Raw genomic sequence first — 18,362 nt, 5'->3', positions numbered from 1 at the left:
TCACGAAAGGCGCATGACATGACCCAGAAACTCGTCGTCATCGGCGCAGGCATGGCCTCGGGCCGCGCGCTCGAACACCTGTTCGACGCCGCCCCCGACGCCTATCACGTGACCCTCTTCAACGCCGAGCCGCGCGGCAATTACAACCGCCTCATGCTCTCTCCCGTCTTGTCGGGCGAGAAGACCTACGAGGAAATCGTCACCCATGACGACGCCTGGTACGCGGCGAACGGCGTGACCTGCCGCTTCGGCGAGAAGGTGCTGGGCATCGACCGCGCCGCCAAGGTGGTGAAGGGCGAGAACGGCGACGTGGCGTATGACAAGCTGATCGTCGCCACCGGCTCGGACCCGTTCATCATCCCCTGCCCCGGGCATGACCTGCCCGGCGTGCTGGCCTATCGCGACCTTGAAGACACCAACGCGATGATCGACGCCGCCGCCAAACCCGGCGCCCGCGCGGTGGTGATCGGCGGCGGGCTCCTCGGCCTCGAAGCCGCGGCGGGCCTGCGCCTGCGCGGCATGGAGGTCACAGTCCTGCACCTGATGGGCCACCTGATGGAGCGGCAGCTGGACCCCGCCGCGGGCTACCTGCTGCAGCAGGATCTCGAGCGCCGCGGCCTCGACATCCGCTGCGGGGCCAACACCAAGGAGATCTACGGGAACGGCAAGGTCGAGGGCGTGCGCCTCGACGACGGAACCGAGATCCCGGCGGACATCGTCTGCATGGCCGTGGGCATCCGCCCCTCGACCGCGCTGGCGAAATCCGCGGGGCTGGAGGTGAACCGCGGCGTGATCGTCAACGACCAGATGATCACCTCGGACCCCGACATCCTCGCCCTCGGCGAATGCGTCGAGCATGACGGCCAGGTCTTCGGCCTCGTCGCGCCGCTCTATGACCAGGCCAAGGTGATCGCCAAGACCCTGACCGCCGAGCCGGCGCAGTTCATCCCCGTCGTCACCGCGACCAAGCTGAAGGTCACCGGGGTGGACCTGTTCTCGGCCGGCGATTTCGCCGACGGCGAGGGGCGCGAAGAGATCGTGTTCCGCGACGCCGCCCGCGGCGTCTACAAGCGCCTCGTGATCAAGGACGAGAAGATCATCGGCGTCGTGATGTACGGCGAGACCGGCGACGGGAACTGGTTCTTCGGCGAGATGAAGGCCGGGACCGACGTCTCCGAGACCCGCGAGACGCTGATCTTCGGCCCCGCCTATGCCGGGGGGGCCGCGCTGGACCCTATGGCGGCCGTTGCAGCATTGCCGGATGATGCGGAGATCTGCGGCTGCAACGGCGTGTGCAAGGGAACCATCGTCTCCGCCATCCAGAACGGCGCGGGGGATCTCGACGCCGTGAAGGCGACCACCAAGGCCAGCGCGTCCTGCGGGACCTGCACGGGCCTGGTGGAACAGGTGCTCGCCCTCACCCTCGGGGATGCGTTCGAGGCGCCGACCGCCAAGCCGATCTGCAAATGCACCGATCTTCCGCATGAGGACGTCCGCCGCCTGATCAAGGCGAAGGAGCTGAAATCCATGCCCGCGGTGATGCAGGAGCTGGAGTGGAAGACCTCCTGCGGCTGCCATGTCTGCCGCCCGGCGCTGAACTTCTACCTGCTGGCCGACTGGCCGGTGGAGTACAAGGACGACCCGCAGAGCCGCTTCATCAACGAACGCGCGCACGCGAACATCCAGAAGGACGGCACCTTCAGCGTCATGCCCCGGATGTGGGGCGGCATGACCACGCCCGAGGAGCTGATCGCCATCGCCCAGGCCGCGCAGAAATACGGCGCGGTGGTGAAGGTGACCGGCGGCCAGCGCATCGACCTTCTGGGCGTGAAGAAAGAGGACCTGCCCGCCATCTGGGCCGATCTGAACGCCGCCGGGATGGTCTCGGGCCACGCCTATTCCAAGGGCCTGCGCACGGTGAAGACCTGCGTCGGGTCGGACTGGTGCCGCTTCGGGACCCAGGATTCGACCGGCCTCGGCATCAAGCTCGAGAAACGCCTCTGGGGCTCCTGGACCCCGCACAAGGTCAAGCTCGGCGTCTCCGGCTGCCCGCGCAACTGCGCCGAGGCGACCTGCAAGGACGTGGGCGTGATCTGCGTGGACTCGGGGTTCCAGGTCTCCATCGCCGGCGCCGCCGGGATGGACGTGAAGGAGACCGAGGCCCTCGCCACCGCCGCGACGGAAGAGGAGGCGATGGACCTGATCGTCGCCACGATCCAGCTCTACCGCGAGGGGGGCAAGTACCTCGACCGCATGTACAAATGGGTCGCCAAGGTCGGCCTTGATTGGGTCAAGGAACAGGTGGTCGACGACCTTGAGAACCGCCGCGCGCTGGTCGAGCGCTTCGACCTCTCGCAATCCGTCTACCAGAAAGACCCGTGGGCCGAGCTCGCCGCGCCGCAGAACGCGCCGCGCCTGCGCCCGCTTGCAGACCTGACGCAGGAGGCCGCGGAATGACCGAGTGGATCGATATCGGCGCGCTGGAGGACATCCCCGCCCGCGGCGCCCGCGTGGTGAAGACGGCCCGGGGCTGCGTCGCGGTGTTCCGCACCCATGACGACGAGGTGTTCGCGACCGACGACCGCTGCCCGCACAAGGGCGGGCCGCTGTCGGACGGCATCGTGCATGGCCACTCGGTCACCTGCCCGCTGCACAACTGGGTCTTCGCGCTGAACTCCGGCCAGGCGCAGGGCGCGGATGAAGGCGCGGTGCGCACCCATCCGGCGAAAGTGGACGGGGGGCGCGTGCTCCTCGAGGTCTCGGCCCTGAGGGCGGAGCGGGCGGCATGACCGCGCCGGGGGGTGCGGGCCGCCTGGACGGGGCGGGCGGCACGGGCGCGGAGGGCGCCGCTTCGGCGGAGATCGGCGTGCGCACCGCCTGCCCCTATTGCGGCGTCGGCTGCGGCGTGATCGCGTCGCCCGACGGCAAGGGCGGCGCGGCGATCCGCGGCGACAAGGACCACCCGGCGAACTATGGCCGCCTCTGCTCCAAGGGCTCGGCCCTTGGGGAGACCATCGACATGGCGGACCGCCTGCTGACCCCCAAGGTCGGCGGGCGCGATGCGTCCTGGGACGCGGCCATCGGCCTCGTGGCCGAGAAATTCCAGGCCGCGATCCGCGATCACGGCCCCGATTCCGTGGCCTTCTACGTCTCCGGCCAGCTGCTGACCGAGGATTACTACGTCGCCAACAAGCTGATGAAGGGCTGGATCGGCTCGGGCAATATCGACACCAATTCGCGGCTCTGCATGGCGTCCTCGGTCGCCGGCATGAAGCGCGCCTTCGGCGCCGACAGCGTCCCCCAGGCCTATGAGGACCTGGAGGAGACCGACCTGCTGGTGCTCGTCGGCTCCAACCTCGCCTGGGCGCACCCGGTGCTGTACCAGCGGGTGATCGCCGCCAAGGCCGCCCGCCCGGGGATGAAGGTGATCACCATCGACCCGCGGCGCACGGCGTCCTCGGACCTCGCGGACCTGCACCTGCCGATCCGGCCCGGATCGGACGTGGCGCTGTGGAACGCGGTGCTGTCCCAGGTGATCGAGCAGGGCGCCGTGGATGCGGCCTATGTCGCCGCCCATGTCGACGGGTTCGCCGAAGCCGCCGCCGAGGTGCGCGGGACGACGGCCGCCAACGCCGCCGCCGCCTGCGGGCTGGACGCAGCGGATGTGGAGACGTTCATCAACCTCTGGGTCCGCACCGAGAAGGTGGTGACGATCTGGTCCCAGGGCGTGAACCAGTCCAGCGCCGGGACCGACAAGGTCAACGCGATCATCAACTGCCACCTCGCCACCGGCCGCATCGGCAAGCCCGGAAGCGGGCCGTTCAGCGTCACCGGCCAGCCCAACGCCATGGGCGGGCGAGAGGTCGGCGGCCTGGCCAACATGCTGGCCGCGCATCTCGACATCGAGAACGCGGCGCATCGCGAGGCGGTGCAGGGGTTCTGGGCCTCTCCCGCCATCCCCACCAAGCCGGGGCTGAAGGCGGTGGACCTGTTCGAGGCCTGCCGGTCGGGCAAGATCAAGGCGCTGTGGATCATGTCCACCAACCCCGCCGTGTCCCTGCCCGACGCCGACGGGGTGCGCGAGGCGATCGCGGCCTGCGATTTCGTCGCCGTCTCGGACATCATCGAGACCACCGACACCACGCGGCTGGCCGACGTGCTCCTCCCCGCCACGGGCTGGGGCGAGAAATCGGGCACCGTCACCAATTCGGACCGCACCATCTCCCGCCAGCGGCCGTTCCTTCCGGCGCCGGGCAAGGCGCGGGCCGACTGGAAGATCATCTGCGACGTCGCGCAGGCCATGGGCTTCGACGGCTTCGATTTCGAGGATGAGGCCGCGGTCTACCGCGAGCACGCCGCGCTGTCCGGCGTCGCGGGCAAGCTGGGGCGCGACTTCGACATCTCGGACCATGCCGGGCTGTCCCGCGAGGGCTATGACGGGATGGCCCCGTTCCGCTGGCCCCTCGCCGGGCCGCGCAAGGGCGGGCGCTTCTTCGCCGACGGCAAGTTCTTCACGCCCTCGGGCAAGGGCCGGATGCTGGCGCTGGAGCTGCGCGAACCGGCCCAGCAGCTCACCGCCGCCCGCCCGCTGCGCCTGAACACGGGCCGCGCGCGGGACCACTGGCACACCATGACCCGCACGGCCAAATCCCCGCGCCTGTCCCAGCACATGGGCGAGCCGTGGCTGGAGGTGCATCCCGAGGACGCCGCCGCCTGCGGGCTGAAACCCGCCGACCTGGCCGAGGTTTCCTCGGACCGCGGCACGTCGATCCTGCGGGTGCTGGTGACGGACAAGACCCGGCCCGGGGTGTTGTTCGCGCCGATGCACTGGACCGGCGAATACGCGCCCACGGGCCGGGTCTGCGCCCTGCCCGAGCCGGTCGTGGACCCCGTCTCGGGCCAGCCCGAGCTGAAGAGCGCCGCCGTCTCGGCCCGCCGCTTCCGCGCCGCCTGGCACGGCTTCGCCGCCGCGCGCGGCGAATTCCGCCCGAAAACCGCCTACTGGTCCCGCGCCCGCACGAAAACCGGCTGGCGCGCGGAACTCGCCCATGACGCGGCCCCCGCGGACTGGGAGAATTTCGCGCGCGACCTCTTCGGCCTTCCGCACGCCGCGACCGCCTGCGTGATCGACGCCGCCCGCGGCATCGCCCGCGTCGCGCTGCTGGTCGAGGACCGCGTGGCCGCCGTCCTCTTCGCCGCGCCCGAGCCGGTGCAGGTGGCGCGGGGCCACGTGGTCGCCGCGCTGGACGGGGACGGCCCGGCGCTGCCGCTGCTGGCAGGCCGCCCGGGCGCCGACATGCCCGATCCGGGCGCCATCGTCTGCGCCTGTTTCGACGTCGGGGTGAACACCATCCTCGCCGCCATCGCGGGCCAGGGCCTGACCAGCGTCGAGGCGGTGGGCGACGTGCTGCGGGCCGGGACGAATTGCGGCTCGTGTCGCCCGGAAATCCGGGCCATTCTGGACGGCGCCATCGCCGCCCGGAAGGAAGCCGCAGAGTGACGCCAGCAGACGACGCCGCCCCCAGGGCAGACGCCGCCCCTTACGATGACCTGAGCCAGCTGGTCCGCGCCCTCGGGCGCGGGCCGGGCCGGTCGCGCAACCTGACCCGCGAGGAAGCCGCGCAGGCCATGACCGCCATCCTCGCGGGCCGCGCAGCCCCCGAGGCGGTGGGCGCCCTGCTGATGCTGATGCGCTATCGCGGCGAGAGCCCCGAGGAGATCGCGGGCTTCGTCGACGCCATGCGCGCCCGCTCCGGCGCCTGGGCCGGGGTCGGCGCGGCGCTGGACTGGCCGAGCTATGCCGCGGGCAAATCCCGCGGGCTGCCCTGGTTCCTCCTCTCCGCCCGGCTGGTGGCGCAGGCGGGGTTCCCGGTGATGCTGCATGGCTGGAACTCGCACCCCGGCATGGCCGATCCGCGCGAATCCCTCTCCGCCGCCGGGATCCCGGTGACGCGGACGCCCGATGCGGCGCGCGACGCGCTAGCGGGCGGCGGCCTCGCCTATGCGCCGCTCGAATGCATCGACGCGGAGCTCCTCGGCGTGCTGCGCCTGCGCGAACGGCTGGGCCTTCGGTCCGCGGTCAACACCGCGCTCAGGGCCTGGAACCCCTCCGCCGCCGATGCGCAGGTCGAGGGCGTGTTCCACCCGCCCTACCGCCCCCTCGCCCGCGGCGCGGCCGAGGTGCTCGGCGAGATGGCGATGACCGCGATCAAGGGCGGCGGCGGCGAGTTCGAGCGCCACCCGTCCAAGACCGTCACCCTCGAAGGGCTGCGCGGCGGCGCCCCCTTCATCGCCGAGGCCCCGGCGCTGGTCGACGAATCCCGCCGCCTGAAGGACGGCGACGCGGACCCGGGGCGCCTGCCCGCCCTCTGGACCGGCGCGGCCGAGGACCCGTTCGCCGAGGCCGTCGTCACCGGCACCGCGGCGCTGGCGCTGATGACCCTCGGCGTCGCGGGCACGGCGGAGGAGGCGGACGAGGCGGCGGCGACCCTCTGGACCGCGCGCGACCGGGCGGCGCTGGCCGCCTGATCCGCCCGCGAAAGAAACTTCGCTCCCGCCCCTTGACCTTCCCGTGACTGGAAGCCCCATATCCCGGAGCAGACGCCCTGCCGCCGGAGGTTTCCCCATGCCCGAAGACCGCGCCCTGCTGGATGAACGCCACGCCCTGACCTTCCAGGTCGCGGGGATGAACTGCGCCGGATGCGCCGGGCGGGTGGAAAAGGCGCTCGCCGCCCTGCCGGGGGCCGAGGGGGCCGAGGTGAACCTGGCGCTCGAACGCGCCACCCTGCGCGGGCCCATCGCCCTGTCCGACGCCGCCGAGGCGGTCGCCGCCACCGGCTTCGCGGTGCGCGAAACCCGGGTGGCGCTGGCGCTGTCGGGGATGACCTGCGCGGGCTGCGCCGGGCGGGTGGAGCGGGCGCTGGCCGCCGCGCCGGGCGTCATCCGCGCCTCGGTGAACCTCGCCACCGAAACCGCCGACATCCGCATCGCCGCCGGGGAAACCGACGCCCCCGCCCTGATCGAGGCGGTGCGCAAGGCGGGCTATGACGCGCGGCTCGAAGATGACGGGTCCGAGGCCGCGGCGGAGGAAGAGGCCGCCCGCGCCGCCCGCGACCGCAACGAGCTGATCCTCGGCGCGCTGCTGACCGCGCCGATGGTGACCACGATGATCCTGATGGTGCTGGGCGTTCCCGCGCATCTGCCGGTCTGGGCCGAGGCCGCGCTGGCGATCCCGGTCTGGGCGTGGATCGGGCGGCGCTTCCACCGCGGGGCCTGGGCGGCGGTCAAGGCGCGCGCGGGCAACATGGACGTGCTGGTCTCGCTCGGCTCCACCGCCGCGGTGGTCTACTCGCTGATGATGATCGCGCTCCACGGCGCCGACGCCGCCGGGCGGCTTTATTTCGAGGCGGCGGCGGTGATCGTCACCCTCGTGCTGTTCGGCAAGTGGCTGGAATCGCGCGCCAAGGCCTCAGCCGCCGAGGCGCTGCGCGCGCTGATGGCCCTGCGCCCCGAAGAGGCCGTGATCCGCCGCGCGGGCAAGGAGGAGACCGTGCCCATCGCCCAAGTGGTGCTGGGCGACGTCGTCGTGGTCCGCCCCGGCGAGCGCATCGCCGTGGATGGCGAGATCATCAAGGGCGAGACCGAGGTGGATGAGAGCCTGGTGACGGGTGAGCCGCTGCCCGCCACCCGCCGCACCGGCGACAAGGTGATCGCCGGGTCGGTCAACGGCCCCGGCCTGGTCCGCGTGCGGGCCGAGGCGGTCGGCGCCGACGGCACCGTCGCGCGCATCGCCCGGATGGTGGCCGAGGCGCAGACCGGCAAGGCCCCGATCCAGCGGCTCGTCGACCGGATCTCCGCCATCTTCGTGCCCGCGGTGCTGGCATTCTCGCTGCTGACCCTCGTCGGCTGGCTGGCCTTCGGCGGCTCGGTCGACGCGGCGTTCTCGGCCGCGCTGTCGGTGCTGGTGATCGCCTGCCCCTGCGCGCTCGGCCTCGCCACCCCCGCGGCCCTCGTGGCCGGGACCGGCGCGGCGGCCAAGGCCGGGATCCTGATCCGGGACGTGGAGACGCTGGAGCGCGCGGGCCGCGTCGACGCCATCGCCTTCGACAAGACCGGCACGCTGACCCTCGGCGCCCCGCAGGTGGACGAGATCCGGGTGCTCTCGGGCACGCGGGCGGAGGCGCTGGCGCTGGCCGCCGCGGTGCAGGCGGGGTCCGAGCACCCTCTGGGCCGCGCGGTGCTGGCGGCGGCGGAGGGCGTGAGCGCCCCCGAGGCCGAAGAGTTCCGCGCCGTGATCGGCGAGGGGGTCGAGGCCCGCATCGAGGGCGCGCAGGTCCGCATGGGCCGCCCCGAATTCGCCGCCCCGGGAGCGGAGGTGGACGCCCAGGCCCTGACCGGCGCCGGCCGCACCGTGGTGCTGCTGGCGAAGGACGGCGCGCCGGTCGCGCTCTTCGCCCTGTCGGACACGCTGCGCGAGGATGCGGCCGAGGCGGTGGCGGCGCTGAAGGCGCGCGGGCTGTCGGTGGTGATGCTGACCGGCGATTCCCCCGAGGCCGCCGCCCGCATCGCCGAGGCCGCCGGGATCGACGAGGTGAAGGCCGCCCTGCGCCCCGGCCAGAAGACCGAGGCGCTGGCCGAGCTCCAGTCCCAGGGCCGCCATGTCGCGATGATCGGCGACGGGATCAACGACGCGCCCGCGCTGGCGGCGGCGGAACTCGGCATGGCCATGGGCGGCGGCGCGGATGCGGCGCTGGCCTCGGCGGGCGTCACGCTGCTGCGCAAGAAGCTGACGCTGGTTCCCGCGGCGCTCTCCATCGCCAACGCCACCGCGCGCAAGATCCGGCAGAACCTGTTCTGGGCCTTCGCCTATAACGCCGTCTGCCTGCCGGTCGCCGCGGCGGGGCTGCTGGACCCGGGGGTCGCGGGCGCCGCGATGGCCGCCAGTTCCGTCAGCGTCGCAGCCAACGCGCTGCTGCTGAAACGCTGGACGCCGGAGGGGTCGGCATGAATATCGGCGCCGCCGCCAAGGCCAGCGGGCTGCCCGCCAAGACCATCCGGTATTACGAGGAGATCGGGCTGCTGACCCCGGCAAGGGACCTCAACGGCTACCGCGATTTCGGCGACCGGGACCTGCACGTGCTGGCCTTCATCGGCCGGGCGCGGGGGCTGGGATTCTCCATCGAGCAGGTGCGCGCGCTGCTGTCGCTGTGGCAGGACCGCGAGCGGGCCAGCGCCGACGTCCACGCGCTGGCGCGCACCCACCTGGCCGAGATCGACGCCAAGATGGAAGAGCTGCGCGAGATGCGGGACACGCTGGCCGGGCTGATGACCGCCTGCGCGGGGAACGAGCACCCGGATTGCCCGATCCTCGAAGGGCTGGCGGGCCATGCCGACGGCTGCCGCAAGGGCTGCGCGGAGCCGGGCTGAGGCGACCCCGGCGCGCCCCCTCAGCCGCCGCGATAGCGCAGCATCACGTCCCGGCCGCGGAACTTCGCGTCCACGGCGGGCATGTACCAGGGCGTCATCCCGCCGATCCGCCCCCGGTTCCACCAGCGGGGCGAGAGGGAGGCGTGGGCGAAGGCGCCCGCATCCTCTCCGAGGATGCCCTGCGCCGCCTGCCGCCCCAGCCAGGGCGCCATGGCGTTGCCCGATCCCGAATAGCCCATCGCGTGCCACACCCCGTCGATCTGCCCGACCGCGGGCAGGAAGTCGAAGCTGAAGCCGGTGAAGCCGCGCCAGGAATGGGTGATGGCGACGGGGCCGAGCTGCGGGAACACCTCTTCCATCAGGCGCGACAGCTCGCGCTTCGCCGCCTCGGGGCCGATGGGGATCATCGCCGCGCGGCCCCCGAAGACGATGCGGGCGCCGTCGGGCGAGGGTCGGAAATAGCAGTGCCGGTCGCGCGATTCGACGATGCAGGCGCCGGTGGGGAACAGCGCGCGGACCCGGTTCGCGCCCAGCGGTTCGGTCGCGATGATGAAGGACGGCACCGGGATGATCCGGCGGCGCAGCGCGCCCGCGAAGCCCGGGGTGTAGCCGTTGGTGGCCATCAGCACGTCGCGCGCGCGGACCGTGCCGCGGGCGGTCGCCACGGCGAAGCCGCCGCCCTGCGCCCGCCGCACGCCCGTCACCGGCGTGTTTCCATGCACCTCGGCCCCCGCCCGCTGCGCCGCCGCCAGCAGCCCGCGCAGGTATTTCGCGGGGTTCAGCGCGTGGTGCCGCGGATAGACCGCGCCGCCGTAATAGAGCTTCGAGGACACGTGGGCCTGCTGTTCGACCGCGCCCAGGGTGTGCGCCTCGAGCCCGATCAGGTCCTGCAGCCGCCCGATCTCGCGCTGCGCGGCGTCGAGCAGGTGCGGCGCGTGCAGGCCCCGGAACCGGCCGGTGCGCTGCAGGTCGCAGTCGATCCCCTCCTCGGCGATCAGGCGCAGCACGTAGTCGAGGCTGTCGATATGCGTCTCGCGCAGCATTCCGATGGCGGCCTCGGGGCCGAAGCGGGCCTCCAGCTCGGAGGAGGACAGGCGGTGCCCGCCCCCGACCATGCCCCCGTTGCGCGAGGAGGCGCCGATTCCCGGGGCCCCCGCCTCGATCACCACCACCGCGCGCCCGGCCCGGGCCAGCTCCCGCGCCGCCGACAGGCCGGTGAGGCCGGCGCCGACGATCACCGCATCCGCCTCGGCGGGCAGCGGGGCCTCGGCCGGGGCCTCGGGGGCGCCTGCATCCTCCCACCAGAGCGGCTGAGACGAGAGCGCTGAATCGGTCATGGCGGGGGCTCCGGGGGAAGGACGATGGCGCGGATATTTGCCCTCCGCGCCGGGCGGCGTCCAGAACGGTTTCGCGGCCGCGAGACGAAGGTCTCACGGCCGCGGGAAGGGGGCGGTCAGGCCCCGTCGGGTTTCCAGGAGGCGGCGGTCGGCGCCATCCGCGCCTTGTGCAGGGCGTCCTCGAGCTCGGCGTGAAGCTCCAGCCGTTCCTCGGGGCTGAGGAAGGCGCCCAGCTCGATCGTCCGGCCGTTCCCCCGCAGGGTCAGGTAGTTCTCGGGCCGCTGCTCGGGGTGCAGCTTCAGCTCCACCCAGTAGGGATTCGCCTCCCAGGTCTTCACCGGCCCGCGCGGCTCGCGCCGCTCCACGTGGATCAGGTCGGGCCAGACCTTGAGGGTCTCGGACAGGCGCCCGTCGCGGTAGTTGCGCTTGATGAAGACGAACAGCAGCACCCAGGCCGCGACGACGAAGGGCGCGAGGCCGAGGGCCACGGGCGTGCCGATCAGCGGGATGACCGGGAAGGCGAGGGCTGCGGCGACGCCGGCCATGAGGATGCGGAACCCCCTGGCCGAGAGCGAGCGGTGCGGCCAGACGACGACCTGGTAGATCGGCGCCTCGGAACGACCAGCGGCCGGGGAGATGTCCCCGGCCGCGGTTTTGTCAGAGCGATGATCCATCTCAGTGATGGGGCTGCTTGTCCCACATGTCGGGGGTCGGCAGCTGCTCGAAGGTGTGCTCGGGCGGCGGGTTCGGCAGCGTCCACTCGAGGGTGTCCGCATGCTCGCCCCAGTAGGCCTTCTCCTCGACCTTCGCGCCGCGGGTCACGCCCTGCCACACGATGTAGAAGAACAGCAGGAAGGACGCGCCCGACAGGAAGGCCCCGTAGGAGGAGATCTCGTTCCAGAGCGAGAACGCCTCGGGGTAGTCCATGTAGCGGCGCGGCATGCCCTGGCGGCCCAGGAAGTGCTGCGGGAAGAAGGTGATGTTCGCGCCGATGAACATCATCCAGAAGTGCACCTTGCCCAGCGTCTCGTTGTACTGGCGGCCGGTCATCTTGGCGAACCAGTAGTAGACGCCCGCGAAGATGCAGAACACGGCGCCCAGCGACATCACGTAGTGGAAGTGCGCGACCACGTAGTAGGTGTCGTGGTAGGCCCGGTCCACGCCCGCCTGGGACAGGACCACGCCGGTGACGCCGCCCACGGTGAACAGGAACAGGAAGCCGAAGGCCCAGAGCATCGGGGTCTTCAGCTCGATCGAGCCGCCCCACATGGTGGCGATCCAGGAGAAGATCTTGATGCCGGTCGGCACCGCGATGACCATGGTCGCCAGCATGAAGTACTGCTGCTGCGTCACGGACATGCCCACGGTGTACATGTGGTGCGCCCACACGACGAAGCCCAGCACGCCGATGCCCACCATCGCGTAGACCATCGCCAGGTAGCCGAAGATCGGCTTCTTGGAGAAGGTCGAGATGACGTGGGAGATGATGCCGAAGCCCGGGACGATGATCATGTACACCTCGGGGTGGCCGAAGAACCACAGGAGGTGCTGGTACAGGACCGGGTCGCCGCCGCCGGCGGGGTCGAAGAACGACGTGCCGAAGTTGCGGTCGGTCAGCAGCATGGTGATGGCGCCGGCCAGCACGGGCAGCGACAGCAGGATCAGGAAGGCGGTCACGAAGATCGACCAGGCGAACAGCGGGGTCTTGTGCAGGGTCATGCCCGGCGCGCGCATGTTCAGGAAGGTCGTGATCATGTTGATCGCGCCCAGGATCGACGAGGCGCCCGAAACGTGCACCGCGAAGATCGCGAGATCCATGGAGTACCCGCCTTCAAGCGTCGACAGCGGCGCATAGAGCACCCAGCCCACGCCCGAGCCGAGCTGGTCGTTGCCGCCCGGCGAGAACACCGAGAGGATCGCCAGCGCGCAGCCGGTGAAGTACATCCAGAACGACAGGTTGTTCATCCGCGGGAACGCCATGTCCGGCGCGCCGATCATCAGCGGCATGAAGTAGTTGCCGAAGCCGCCGAACAGGGCGGGGATGACCACGAAGAACATCATCAGGATGCCGTGGCCCGTGATGAGCACGTTCCAGAGGTGCCCGTTCGGGGCGCCGTCGGCCGTCAGCATGTACTGGACGCCGGGCTCCATCAGCTCGAGGCGCATGTACATGGTGAAGGCGACGGAGACGAGACCCACGATCGCCGAAACGATCAGGTACAGGATCCCGATATCCTTGTGGTTGGTCGAAAGGAACCAGCGCGTGAAGAACCCCGGCCGGGGGTGGTCATCGTGCGCGTGGAGCGCTGCGTCGGCCATAAAGCGTCTCCTGCCGATTTTGTCCTGCGCCGCCCCGGGATAGGTTCGGCGCGCATCAGGTGGCTCCCTAAGACAGGGAGCGAGCTCAAACAATGGACCCGAAGGTCGCATGCAACCGGAAACGGTTGCGGGGGCGACCCATCGGCGGACGCGGCGCGCACCGGAACCGGGGGCCTCCCGCCCCGCGAAATGGTCCCGGCCTGCGCCGCACACTCCCGTTGTCAGGGCCGAAACTACGGCAATTCCCGGGCGATGGCACGCATGAATTGCACATCTGCGAATGGGGATATGCGGATGCGTGCAGGTCCCGGGGGCGCCGCCCCCTGCGATGCGGAGCGAATTTCACATGTCGGAACGGCGGGCTGCGCCCGACCCGGGCCCGGCGGCGGGGAAACGCGCGCGATTCGAGCCTGTCCGCCCCGCGCGGGCGAATCGCGCGCGCGGCAGGGTCTACGGCAGGTTCCACGTCAGGCTCTGCGGCAGGTTCTGCGGCGGGCTCAGGCGCCGATCAGCGCCGCCCGAGCGGGCCGCCCGCGCCGAACACGTCCTCGAACGCCGTCTTCAGCGCCACGTCCACGTCGGCCATGGTCACCGGCAACCCGAGATCCACGAGGCTGGTCACCCCGTGCTCCGAGATCCCGCAGGGCACGATGCCGCCGAAATGGGTCAGGTCCGGTTCGACATTGATCGAGACGCCGTGAAAGCTCACCCACCGGCGCAGGCGCAGCCCGATGGCGGCGATCTTGTCCTCGGCCGGACCCGTCGGCCCCGGCGCCTTGTCCCGGCGCACCACCCAGACGCCCACGCGCCCCTCGCGCCGCTCGGCGGTCACGTTGAACTCGGCCAGCGCGCGGATGACCCATTCTTCGAGCCCCCACACGAATCGGCGCAGGTCCTGGCCGCGGGCGGAGACGTCGAGCATGGCGTAGGCCACGCGCTGCCCCGGCCCGTGATAGGTGTACTCGCCCCCGCGGCGGGCGTCATAGACGGGGAAGCGGTCGGGCTCGAGCAGGTCCTCGGGCCGCGCGGAGGTGCCGGCGGTGTAGAGGGGCGGGTGTTCGAGCAGCCAGACAAGCTCCTCGGCCCCGTCCTTGCGGATCGCCTCGGCCCGCGCCTCCATCTCCCTCAAAGCATCGGGATAGTCGACCAGGCCGTCCTGTATGCGCCATTCAACCATGGCCGACGGGTAGCGCCGCGCGGGGCCGCGGGCAAGCGGCGCAGGCGTCGCGGGGGCGGCGTTCGCCGGGGGGGCGGGGCGGCGGCGGACGGGGCCCGCGCGAAGAAAATTCGGTCCGTCCGCGTTTTTCCTCTCATGCCCTCTTGCCACCCCCGCGCCCGCTTGCTATCTGCCGCGCCACGCCAAGAGCAAGCGGTCGTGGCGGAATTGGTAGACGCGCAGCGTTGAGGTCGCTGTGGGGTAACTCCCGTGGAAGTTCGAGTCTTCTCGACCGCACCATCTCTCCCCCTCTCGGGGGCGGCGAAGAAAAGCCCCGGCTCGGGTTCGAGCCGGGGCTTTTTCTTTTTCGCGCGCGGCGTGCGCCCTGGTATGGCTCAACCTTCTTGCAGTTTTCACCGATTTGATTCAACCTGAAGGCGAATCATCGGAGCATCGGCATGAGCGCGACCTTCCGGCGTCCAGAAATCCTTGAAATCGCACGCCGCGACGGGCGGGTCACGGTGGACGGCCTCGCCGCCCATTTCGGCGTCGCGTTGCAGACCATCCGCCGCGACCTGGCGGACCTGGCCGAGGAAGGGCGGCTCGAACGCGTCCATGGCGGCGCGATCCTGCCGACCGACCCGCCGCCCGGCGCGTTCCTGGTCCCCGGCCTGCGCGCCGCGCCGCCGCAAGCCGCCCCGCGGGCCCCGCAGCGCGCGCGGCTGCCGCTGGCGGATGCAGGCGTGCTCGACACCCTCGCCGCCGCCTGCGTGAACGCCCTGCCCGAGGGCGCCTCGGTGTTCCTCGGGGCCGGCCCGGCGCCCGAGGCCGCGGCGCGGGCGCTGCTGAGGCGGCGCGGCCTGCTGGCGGTGACCAACTCTCTCCATGTCGCGGCCACGCTCTCGGAGAACCCGGATTGCGAGATCGTGCTGCTGGGCGGCGCGGTGGCGCGCTCGGGCTCTGGCGCCACGCTCGGGGCGATGGCGCTGGAGGCGGTGGAGCGGTTCAAGCTCGACGCCGCGGTGATCGGCTGCGCCGCGCTCGACCGGGACGGCGACGTGCTGGAGATGGACATGCGCCTCGCGGTCGTGCACCGGGCGGCGATGGCGCAGGCGCGGCGCACGCTCCTGATCTGCGAGAGCGCGCGGGTGCTGCGCTCCGCGCCTGCGCGGGTTGGCAGCCTGCGGGACATGGCGGCGCTGTTCACCGACCGCGCGCCGCCCCCCGCCCTCGCCTCGCTCTGCCAGGGCTGGGACACGCGGATCGACACCGCCGCGGCGCGGGCCGCCTCGGCGGCCTGACGCGCCCGGCGCCCCCCTGCCCCCGCTCAGTCCTCGAAGATCGCCACCGCGCGGGTGAACCCGGCCGAGGCCGCTTTGATCTTGAACGGGAAGCAGGAGATGGTGAACCCGGTCGGCGGCAGCTGGTCGAGATTGGCCAGCTTCTCCATGTGGCAATAGCCGATGTCGATCGAGGCGCGGTGGCCTTCCCAGATGATGCTCGGGTCCTTCGTCTCCATCCATTTCTTCGCGGTGTGGATGAAGGGCGCGTCCCAGGACCAGGCGTCGGTGCCGGTCACGCGCACGCCGCGCTCCAGCAGGTAGAGCGTCGCCTCCTTGCCCATCCCGCAGCCCGCGGCGACGTAATCGGGCTGGCCGTACTTGGCCCCGGCCGAGGTGTTCACCACCACGATGTCGAGCGGCTGCAGCGCGTGCCCGATGCGCTTCAGCTCCGCCTCCACATCCGCGGCGGTGGCGACATAGCCGTCCTCGAAATGCCGGAAATCGAGCTTCACGCCGGGGTTGAAGCACCACTCCAGCGGCACCTCGTCGATGGTCCAGGCCCGCTCGCCGCCATTCATCGTGGAATGGTGGTGATAGGGCGCATCCAGGTGGGTGCCGTTATGGGTCGAGATCCGCAGCCGCTCCACCGCCCAGCCGTCGCCGCCCGGTAGGTCCGCGGCGGTCAGGCCGGGGAAGAACAAGGCGATCTGCTCGGCCGTCTCGGCATGGGCATGGTAGTCGATCTCGGGCAGCTGGATCGGCGGATCCGAGGCGATGTCGGTCTCGAGCGCGACGGAAATGTCGACGAAGCGGCGGGGCATGGGGAAACTCCTTCAATGGGCCATAAGCGCGGTGGCGAGCGGGGGAAAGGCCAGCACCAGCATCAGGCAGGCGAACATGGCGAGGGCGAAGGGCGCGGCGCCGGCGAAGATGGCGCCGAGCGGCAGGTCGCGGCGCCGCAGCGAGGACCGGATGACGTAGACGGATATGCCGAACGGGGGCGTGAGCAGCCCGATCTCCACCGCGATGACGGTCAGGATCCCGAACCAGACGAGGTCGAGGCCCATCGGCTCGACCACCGGCAGCATCAGCGGCACGAGGATCAGCATGATCGAGGAGCTGTCGAGGATCATGCCCATGGCGATGACGGCGAGGATGTAGAGGAGGAGCACGCCGGTGGGCCCGAGGCCGGAGGCGGCGACCATCTCTCCGAACTCGCGCGGGACGCCCGAGAAGGCGAGCATCCGCGAATACATCGCGGCGGCGATGATCAGCAGGCAGATCGAGGCGGTGACCATGCCGGTTTCCACCAGCGCCCGGCCGAAGCCCTCGCGCGAAAGCGACCGGCGCAGGAGGCCGAGGAGCAGCGCCCCCGCGGCCCCCACCGCGCCGGATTCCACCGGCGTGAAGATGCCGCCATAGAGGCCCCCGACCACCAGCCCCACCAGCAGCGCGATGGAAAGGCCGCCGAGCAGGACCCGGCCCAGCGGCTCCTCCACCCGGCCGCGGTCGGGGCGGCCCGCAAAGCCGGGGGCGAAGCGGACCATGCCGATCACCACCGCGCCGAACAGCGCCGCCATCACCAGTCCCGGCAGGATTCCGGCGATGAAGAGGTCTCCGACCGATTGTTCCGCGAGGATGGCGTAGAGGATCAGCAGCAGCGAGGGCGGGATCAGCATCCCCAGCACCGAGGACCCCGCCACGATCCCCGCCGCGAAACGGGGGGTGTAGCCGCGGGCGATCATCTCGGGCGCCGCGATGCGGCTGAACACCGCCGCCGAGGCGATGGAGATGCCGGTGATCGCCGCAAACAGCGCGTTGGCCCCCACCGTGGCGACGCCGAGGCCCCCCGTCATCCGCCCCAGCAGCGCCTGCGCCACCCGGAAGGCGTCGCGGCCGATCCCCGCCTCGGCCACGAAGAAGCCCATGAGGACGAAGAGCGGGACGACCCCGAAATGGTAGCTCGCGATGGCGTCCGAGGCGGCGAGGGCCAGCAGCTTCGAGGCCAGCGCCGCCTTGCCCTTGATCGCCCAGACGCCGATGAAGCTGCAGACCATCAGCGCGACGGGCACGTAAAGGCCCAGCAGCACGAGGCCGAAGATCCCGCCGAGCGACAGCAGGCCGATGTCGAAGGCGCTCATGCCGCGTCCTCCGGCTCCGGCGCGGCGTCCGCCCGGCCCGTCGCGGCGTCGAGGACGCGCAGACCGAAGCGCAGGATCAGCATCGCGCAGCCCACCAGGATCACCAGCTTGACCGGCCAGACCGGGGCCATGAAGTCGCCGACCGCGCCGACGAAGGTCCCCCGCTCCCACGCCTTCCAGAACAGCGGCCAGCTGGCCTGCAGGATCGCGGCGAAGACCGCGGCGCCGACCAGGTCATAGAAAGCCGCCAGCCCCGCCTTCGCCCGGGGGCTGCGGGCGGCGAGGCGGTCGAGGAAGGCGTCCGAGCGGGTCAGCCGCCCCAGCCGCACCGCCTGCGGGGCCTGCAGGAACACGATGGCGACGATGGAGAGGGAGACGAGCTCTGGCACGCCCGAAATGGGCGCGGCGAAGAAGGTTCGCCCCGCCACGTCGGCGCAGACCAGCGCCATGACGGCGAGGATCAGCCCCGCGCCCAGCAGGTTCAGCCCCGCGGTCAGCGCGTCGAGCCCGCGCCGGACGGGGCCGGGCGGGGGCAGGGGCGGGGGCGCGGCGACCCGCGCGGCCACGGGTCCGGGCGCGCGGCCCGGCTTGGGATCGGGTGCGGTCATGCGGCTGCGGTCATCAAGCGGTCAGGCGGCAGGGCGGGCGGTCAGGCGGGTAGCCGGGCGGGCGCCGCCGCGGCGCACCGCGGCGCGCGCCG

Annotated in this window: 14 protein-coding genes and 1 tRNA gene; 8 read left to right on the top strand and 7 right to left on the bottom strand. The window is 71.6% G+C overall.

Going from position 1 to position 18,362, the window contains the following annotated elements:
• Positions 1 to 18: 18 nt before the first annotated feature.
• The 6 genes from nirB (at position 19) to cueR (ending at position 9,426) form a co-directional block, all read left to right on the top strand.
• Positions 19 to 2,457: a nitrite reductase large subunit NirB gene (gene nirB / locus ACQ5SO_RS04520; protein ID WP_430940391.1), complete on the top strand. Its 2,439-nt coding sequence runs from the start codon at positions 19 to 21 to the stop codon at positions 2,455 to 2,457.
• Positions 2,454 to 2,789, top strand: a complete 336-nt coding sequence (gene nirD / locus ACQ5SO_RS04515; RefSeq protein ID WP_430940390.1) for a nitrite reductase small subunit NirD — start codon at positions 2,454 to 2,456, stop codon at positions 2,787 to 2,789. Before nirB ends, nirD begins: the two co-directional genes overlap by 4 nt.
• Positions 2,786 to 5,500: a molybdopterin-dependent oxidoreductase gene (locus ACQ5SO_RS04510; protein ID WP_430940389.1), complete on the top strand. Its 2,715-nt coding sequence runs from the start codon at positions 2,786 to 2,788 to the stop codon at positions 5,498 to 5,500. The genes nirD and ACQ5SO_RS04510 overlap by 4 nt, the downstream gene beginning before the upstream one ends.
• Positions 5,497 to 6,528, top strand: a complete 1,032-nt coding sequence (locus ACQ5SO_RS04505) for a glycosyl transferase family protein (RefSeq protein WP_430940388.1) — start codon at positions 5,497 to 5,499, stop codon at positions 6,526 to 6,528. Before ACQ5SO_RS04510 ends, ACQ5SO_RS04505 begins: the two co-directional genes overlap by 4 nt.
• Before the next feature lie 97 nt (positions 6,529 to 6,625).
• Complete coding sequence (locus ACQ5SO_RS04500; protein WP_430940387.1) at positions 6,626 to 9,007, top strand: heavy metal translocating P-type ATPase; 2,382 nt, start codon at positions 6,626 to 6,628, stop codon at positions 9,005 to 9,007.
• Complete coding sequence (gene cueR, locus ACQ5SO_RS04495) at positions 9,004 to 9,426, top strand: Cu(I)-responsive transcriptional regulator (RefSeq protein ID WP_430940386.1); 423 nt, start codon at positions 9,004 to 9,006, stop codon at positions 9,424 to 9,426. Before ACQ5SO_RS04500 ends, cueR begins: the two co-directional genes overlap by 4 nt.
• Positions 9,427 to 9,446: 20 nt before the next feature.
• Here the strand turns inward: cueR and ACQ5SO_RS04490 are convergent, their stop codons facing one another.
• The 4 genes from ACQ5SO_RS04490 to lipB all read right to left on the bottom strand — a co-directional run bounded on the left by ACQ5SO_RS04490 (position 9,447) and on the right by lipB (position 14,259).
• Positions 9,447 to 10,763: an NAD(P)/FAD-dependent oxidoreductase gene (locus ACQ5SO_RS04490; protein WP_430940385.1), complete on the bottom strand. Its 1,317-nt coding sequence runs from the start codon at positions 10,761 to 10,763 to the stop codon at positions 9,447 to 9,449.
• A 116-nt stretch (positions 10,764 to 10,879) separates the two neighbouring features.
• A complete protein-coding gene (locus tag ACQ5SO_RS04485) occupies positions 10,880 to 11,437 on the bottom strand; it encodes a DUF2244 domain-containing protein (RefSeq protein WP_430940384.1) in 558 nt (185 codons plus the stop codon).
• A gap of 1 nt (position 11,438) precedes the next feature.
• Positions 11,439 to 13,082: a cytochrome c oxidase subunit I gene (ctaD, locus tag ACQ5SO_RS04480; protein WP_430940383.1), complete on the bottom strand. Its 1,644-nt coding sequence runs from the start codon at positions 13,080 to 13,082 to the stop codon at positions 11,439 to 11,441.
• 508 nt (positions 13,083 to 13,590) lie between these two features.
• Positions 13,591 to 14,259: a lipoyl(octanoyl) transferase LipB gene (gene lipB / locus ACQ5SO_RS04475; RefSeq protein ID WP_430940382.1), complete on the bottom strand. Its 669-nt coding sequence runs from the start codon at positions 14,257 to 14,259 to the stop codon at positions 13,591 to 13,593.
• Positions 14,260 to 14,451: 192 nt separating this feature from the next.
• Between lipB and ACQ5SO_RS04470 the strand changes: the two genes are divergently transcribed.
• Positions 14,452 to 14,538, top strand: a tRNA-Leu gene (locus ACQ5SO_RS04470).
• A gap of 158 nt (positions 14,539 to 14,696) precedes the next feature.
• The gene (locus tag ACQ5SO_RS04465) at positions 14,697 to 15,539 is read left to right on the top strand and encodes a DeoR/GlpR family DNA-binding transcription regulator (RefSeq protein WP_430940381.1); all 843 of its coding nucleotides are present in this window, start codon (positions 14,697 to 14,699) and stop codon (positions 15,537 to 15,539) included.
• 26 nt (positions 15,540 to 15,565) lie between these two features.
• Here ACQ5SO_RS04465 and ACQ5SO_RS04460 read toward each other — a convergent pair whose 3' ends face one another.
• Genes ACQ5SO_RS04460 through ACQ5SO_RS04450 form a run of 3 tightly spaced genes read right to left on the bottom strand, consistent with a single transcriptional unit; the run spans position 15,566 to position 18,270 of the window.
• Positions 15,566 to 16,342 carry a cyclase family protein gene (locus ACQ5SO_RS04460; protein ID WP_430940380.1) on the bottom strand — a complete coding sequence of 259 codons (777 nt, stop codon included), beginning with the start codon at positions 16,340 to 16,342 and terminating at the stop codon, positions 15,566 to 15,568.
• Positions 16,343 to 16,354: 12 nt separating this feature from the next.
• On the bottom strand, positions 16,355 to 17,662 hold the full coding sequence (locus ACQ5SO_RS04455; protein ID WP_430940379.1) for a TRAP transporter large permease: 1,308 nt from the start codon (positions 17,660 to 17,662) through the stop codon (positions 16,355 to 16,357).
• The gene (locus tag ACQ5SO_RS04450; RefSeq protein ID WP_430940378.1) at positions 17,659 to 18,270 is read right to left on the bottom strand and encodes a TRAP transporter small permease subunit; all 612 of its coding nucleotides are present in this window, start codon (positions 18,268 to 18,270) and stop codon (positions 17,659 to 17,661) included. The genes ACQ5SO_RS04455 and ACQ5SO_RS04450 overlap by 4 nt, the downstream gene beginning before the upstream one ends.
• Positions 18,271 to 18,362 lie beyond the last annotated feature (92 nt).

The sequence above is a fragment of the Rhodovulum sp. DZ06 genome, assembly GCF_050586345.1.
GTDB lineage: Bacteria > Pseudomonadota > Alphaproteobacteria > Rhodobacterales > Rhodobacteraceae > JBOCEF01.
This window is presented reverse-complemented; position numbering and strand designations above follow the sequence as displayed.

What these genes read in the sequence shown, in the direction of transcription:
- nirB (WP_430940391.1), top strand. Translation starts at nt 19, where the DNA reads ATGACCCAGAAACTCGTCGTCATCGGCGCAGGCATGGCCTCGGGCCGC.
- nirD (WP_430940390.1), top strand. Translation starts at nt 2,454, where the DNA reads ATGACCGAGTGGATCGATATCGGCGCGCTGGAGGACATCCCCGCCCGC.
- ACQ5SO_RS04510 (WP_430940389.1), top strand. Translation starts at nt 2,786, where the DNA reads ATGACCGCGCCGGGGGGTGCGGGCCGCCTGGACGGGGCGGGCGGCACG.
- ACQ5SO_RS04500 (WP_430940387.1), top strand. Translation starts at nt 6,626, where the DNA reads ATGCCCGAAGACCGCGCCCTGCTGGATGAACGCCACGCCCTGACCTTC.
- cueR (WP_430940386.1), top strand. Translation starts at nt 9,004, where the DNA reads ATGAATATCGGCGCCGCCGCCAAGGCCAGCGGGCTGCCCGCCAAGACC.
- ACQ5SO_RS04490 (WP_430940385.1), bottom strand. Translation starts at nt 10,763, where the DNA reads ATGACCGATTCAGCGCTCTCGTCTCAGCCGCTCTGGTGGGAGGATGCA.
- ACQ5SO_RS04485 (WP_430940384.1), bottom strand. Translation starts at nt 11,437, where the DNA reads ATGGATCATCGCTCTGACAAAACCGCGGCCGGGGACATCTCCCCGGCC.
- ctaD (WP_430940383.1), bottom strand. Translation starts at nt 13,082, where the DNA reads ATGGCCGACGCAGCGCTCCACGCGCACGATGACCACCCCCGGCCGGGG.
- lipB (WP_430940382.1), bottom strand. Translation starts at nt 14,259, where the DNA reads ATGGTTGAATGGCGCATACAGGACGGCCTGGTCGACTATCCCGATGCT.
- ACQ5SO_RS04465 (WP_430940381.1), top strand. Translation starts at nt 14,697, where the DNA reads ATGAGCGCGACCTTCCGGCGTCCAGAAATCCTTGAAATCGCACGCCGC.
- ACQ5SO_RS04460 (WP_430940380.1), bottom strand. Translation starts at nt 16,342, where the DNA reads ATGCCCCGCCGCTTCGTCGACATTTCCGTCGCGCTCGAGACCGACATC.
- ACQ5SO_RS04455 (WP_430940379.1), bottom strand. Translation starts at nt 17,662, where the DNA reads ATGAGCGCCTTCGACATCGGCCTGCTGTCGCTCGGCGGGATCTTCGGC.
- ACQ5SO_RS04450 (WP_430940378.1), bottom strand. Translation starts at nt 18,270, where the DNA reads ATGACCGCACCCGATCCCAAGCCGGGCCGCGCGCCCGGACCCGTGGCC.